Source organism: Stenotrophomonas sp. 05L44_2 (assembly GCF_056665995.1).
Genome location: NZ_JBFTNR010000364.1, coordinates 1 through 4,228 on the forward strand (window position 1 = coordinate 1; position 4,228 = coordinate 4,228).

Below are 4,228 nucleotides of genomic sequence, written 5' to 3' on the forward strand. Positions count from 1 at the left end.
GCTTGGTGATGGCGTTCTTCGGCTCGGTCAGGATGCGGATCAGGGCCGGCTCGTCCAGCTCTTCCAGGGTCGCGACCACCGGCAGGCGGCCCACGAACTCGGGAATCAGGCCGAACTTGATCAGGTCTTCMGGCTCGACTTCAGCCAGCACCTTGCCCACTTCCTGCTTGCGCTCGCTGCTCTTCACCTTGGCGCCGAAACCAATGCCGCCGGCGTCGTTGGAGCGCTGCTGGATCACCTTGTCCAGGCCGGCAAACGCACCGCCGCAGATGAACAGGATGTTCTTGGTGTCCACCTGCAGGAATTCCTGCTGCGGATGCTTGCGCCCACCCTGCGGCGGAACGCTGGCCACGGTGCCTTCGATCAGCTTCAACAGGGCCTGCTGCACGCCTTCGCCGGACACATCGCGGGTGATCGACGGGTTCTCGCTCTTGCGCGAGATCTTGTCGATTTCATCGATGTAGACGATGCCCTGCTGTGCCTTCTCGACGTCGTAGTCGCACTTCTGCAGCAGCTTCTGGATGATGTTCTCCACGTCCTCGCCCACGTAACCGGCTTCGGTCAGCGTGGTGGCGTCGGCCATGGTGAACGGCACGTTGAGCAGGCGGGCCAGGGTCTCGGCCAGCAGGGTCTTGCCCGAACCGGTCGGACCGACCAGCAGGATGTTCGACTTCGCCAGCTCGACTTCGTCGTTCTTCTGGCGGCTCTCGATGCGCTTGTAGTGGTTGTACACGGCCACGGCCAGGGTCCGCTTGGCGCGGTTCTGTCCGATCACGTACTGGTCGAGCACCTCGAGGATCTCGCGCGGCTTGGGCAGCGAACTGCGCGCCGACTGCGCCTTTTCCTCAAGCTCCTCTCGGATGATGTCGTTGCACAGCTCCACGCACTCATCGCAGATGAACACGCTCGGACCGGCAATCAGCTTGCGCACTTCATGCTGGCTCTTGCCGCAGAAAGAGCAGTAGAGGATCTTGCCGGTGTCCGTGGAACGACCTTGGCGGTCTTCGCTCATGCTTCGCTTACCCAGTTACCCCACCCGCTGAACGGGGGTTCGATTCGAGAATAACACAGGGCCGGAGGGACATCAGTCCACCCGACCCTGCAGGAACGGGGCCTGCCATGGCCCCGTGAGTGCCGGTCAGCCGGCCTGGATCGACTCTTCCGGACGACGCTCCAGGACCTGGTCGACCAGGCCGTAGGCGACCGCATCGACCGCGCTCTTGAAGTTGTCGCGCTCGGTATCGCGCGCGATGGTCTCCAGCGACTGGCCGGTGTGCTTGGCCAGCACTTCGTTCAGGCGCGCACGCAGGGTCAGGATCTCGCGTGCGTGGATGTCGATGTCGGTGGCCTGGCCCTGGAAGCCACCCAGCGGCTGGTGGATCATCACCCGCGAGTTCGGCAGCGCATAGCGCTTGCCCGCCGCACCGGACGCCAGCAGCAGCGCGCCCATCGAGGCGGCCTGGCCAACGCAGATGGTGCTCACGTCCGGCTTGATGTACTGCATGGTGTCGTAGATMGCCAKGCCSGCGGTGACCACGCCACCSGGCGAGTTGATGTAGAKGCTGATGTCCTTTTCCGGGTTTTCCGCTTCCAGGAACAGCAGCTGCGCCACCACCACGTTGGCCATGTGATCGTCGATCGGGCCAACCAGGAAGATCAGGCGCTCCTTCAACAGGCGCGAATAGATGTCGTAGGCACGCTCGCCGCGGCTGGTCTGCTCGACCACCATGGGAACCATGTTCAGGGCTTTGGTTCGGTTGTCCATTTCGTGAGGTACCTATCTTGGGGGGAAACACCCCCGCGCCAGGGCTGGCGCGGGGTATCCGGCAATCCGCCAGGGATTACTGGCGGATCGCGTCCTGGAACGACAGCTTTTCTTCAGTGTGCTGGGCGCGCTCGGCGATCCAGTCGATCACCTGCTCTTCCATCACGCGGTTCTGCAGGCCAGACATCAGCTGGGGGTCGTTGCGGTACATCTCAATGACCTGTTCCGGCTCTTCGTAGGTCGAGGCGATCAGACGCATCGTTTCATTCAGACGCTTCGGCTCCAGGCGCAGGTCGTTGCTGCGGGCCACTTCGCCGACCACCAGGCCGACCAGCACGCGCTTGGCAGCAGCGTCCTTGAAGCCTTCGTGGGCGTCGGCCGGGATCTCGCCCGGGTTGCGGCCACTGCGGCGGATCTGCTCGACCTGCTGGGCCAGCATGGCACGGGCTTCGTTCTCGACCAGGCGCGGCGGCATTTCCACCGACGAATAGGCGGCGATCAGCTGCTCACCGACTTCACGACGCAGGCGGTTCATCAGTGCGCCCTTCAGCTCACGCTCGAGGTTGGCGCGGATGTCGCTGCGGAACTGCTCGACGTCGCCACCCTTGACGCCGAAGCTCTTGATGAAGGCTTCATCGACGGCCGGCACGACCGGCTCGGACACGTCGCTGACCTTCACGGTGACCTGCACGGTCTTGCCCGCCAGCGCCGGCACGCGCCAGTCAGCCGGGAACTCGACGTCCAGGGTCTTCTCTTCGTCCTTGGCCATGCCGACCAGGCCCTGCTCGATGGTCTCGAACATCATGCCCTGGCCGAGCACGATGCTGCCCTTCTCGGTGCCTTCGGCCGGCAGGCGCTCGTCACCGGCCTGCGACCAGGTTTCCAGTGCGACCAGGTCGCCGTCCTGCGCGGCACGGGTGACCGGCGACCAGCTGCGACGCTGCGTCTGCAGGTTCTCGATCATCTGGTCGATGTCGGCATCGGTGATTTCGGCGGTGTGGCGCACCACGGTCAGCTTGCTGACGTCGATGTCACCGAAGTCCGGCACCACTTCGACGGTGGCCACGAAGGAGAACTCACCCTCGTCACCCTTGTCGATGCGCGGGCTGCCGACGATGCGCAGGTCGTGCTCACGCACGGCGGCGTCGAAGGTTTCGCGCAGAAGGCCGTCCAGCGCCTCGCCACGGACCTGCGCGCCGAAGCGCTGCTCGATCACCTTGGCCGGCACTTTGCCCGGACGGAAACCCTTGATGCGGGTGGTGCGGGCGATTTCGCCCAAGCGGCCGTTGATGTGGCTCTGCAGACGGTCTTCCGGCAGCGAGAAGCTCAGGCGGCGTTCCAGGTTGCCGATGGTTTCGATCGAAGCTTGCATGTTGACTCCTGCCACCGGTGGCGCCCTGGCCCCCGGCTCGATGATGGATGAAACGGTTGTAAGGACGCGACGTCGATGACGCGCCTGCTTGCCGCAGCCCTTTAGTTTCGCCCAATTCGGGCGGCGCCGCCAGCACGGCCGGGCGCAGGGGTTGACGCGGAATGCCCGACTGGGCGGGGGACGGGCCGGCCTGGTGCGAAAGGGGGGACTCGAACCCCCACGCCTTGCGGCACTGGAACCTAAATCCAGGGCGTCTACCAATTCCGCCACTTTCGCGTGGCCGGCTCAGGTGTTCATTGTTGCAGGCGAGGGCGAAAAGCGGAAGGCTTCCACAAAACTGAACAGGGAAATTGCCCTTTGGAGCCGGCCTGGGCGCATCCCGCCCCAGGCCGATCCGGGTCAGCGGGCGGCCGGCGCGGGCTCGGTTGTTTCGCCCGCAGGGACGCCGGCCGCATCGTCACTGGGCGTTTCCAGCGTGGCGCCATCGGCGGAGCGCGTCATTTCAACCGCGCCAGCAGGCAGCGCCTCCCCTGTCGCCCCGGTCGACTGCGCGGCGTCGCGCCCCTCCACCGACTGTGCAGCGACGTGGTCGACATCCGCAGATCGCTCCACCGTCCGCGCGTAGTCCGGCGCAGCGGCGGTGGCCGCCTCGTCCGCCCTGCAGCCCGACAGGGCGACAACCACCACGGCGGCCAGCATCACGCCCGCGCTCTTGTTGAACGTCATCGAAGCACTCCTCATGCATGCGCCTTCGGCGCGGAACGCCTATTGGGAGCGATGCCGGCAGCAACCGGTGAGAAGCAGCTCACAGCATTGAACATGCTGATGACGCATGGGACGCTGATTTCAGCCACGCTTCAGTAGATCCACGCCATGCGTGGATGAACCCCTCAATGCCTGCGATATCCACCCATGACGGGGATCTGCCGACGCTGCCGCAGGAAAGAAAAAAGCCACTTGGCGGACCAAGTGGCTTTCGTCTGGTGGGCTGTCAAGGATTCGAACCTTGGGGACGCGGCTGCGCATTCGCGCTGCCGCCCCACGCGCTGCTGCGCACCGCGCGGGCCCCTCTCACCAACACCCACATCCCC

General features: G+C 65.1%; 4 protein-coding genes and 1 tRNA gene. All 5 read right to left on the reverse strand.

Annotated elements, in window-relative coordinates:
- The coding region (gene clpX, locus AC1VAN_RS13490) for an ATP-dependent Clp protease ATP-binding subunit ClpX (protein WP_480985982.1) at positions 1-1,012 on the reverse strand (1,012 nt) is incomplete at its 3' end.
- 126 nt (positions 1,013-1,138) lie between these two features.
- On the reverse strand, positions 1,139-1,765 hold the full coding sequence (gene clpP / locus AC1VAN_RS13495; protein ID WP_480985983.1) for an ATP-dependent Clp endopeptidase proteolytic subunit ClpP: 627 nt from the start codon (positions 1,763-1,765) through the stop codon (positions 1,139-1,141).
- A gap of 76 nt (positions 1,766-1,841) precedes the next feature.
- Positions 1,842-3,137: a trigger factor gene (gene tig, locus AC1VAN_RS13500; RefSeq protein WP_025878140.1), complete on the reverse strand. Its 1,296-nt coding sequence runs from the start codon at positions 3,135-3,137 to the stop codon at positions 1,842-1,844.
- 191 nt (positions 3,138-3,328) lie between these two features.
- A tRNA-Leu gene (locus tag AC1VAN_RS13505) sits at positions 3,329-3,413 on the reverse strand.
- Positions 3,414-3,536: 123 nt separating this feature from the next.
- Entirely contained in the window at positions 3,537-3,863 is a 327-nt protein-coding gene (locus AC1VAN_RS13510; protein ID WP_442252188.1) for a hypothetical protein, read from the reverse strand.
- Positions 3,864-4,228 lie beyond the last annotated feature (365 nt).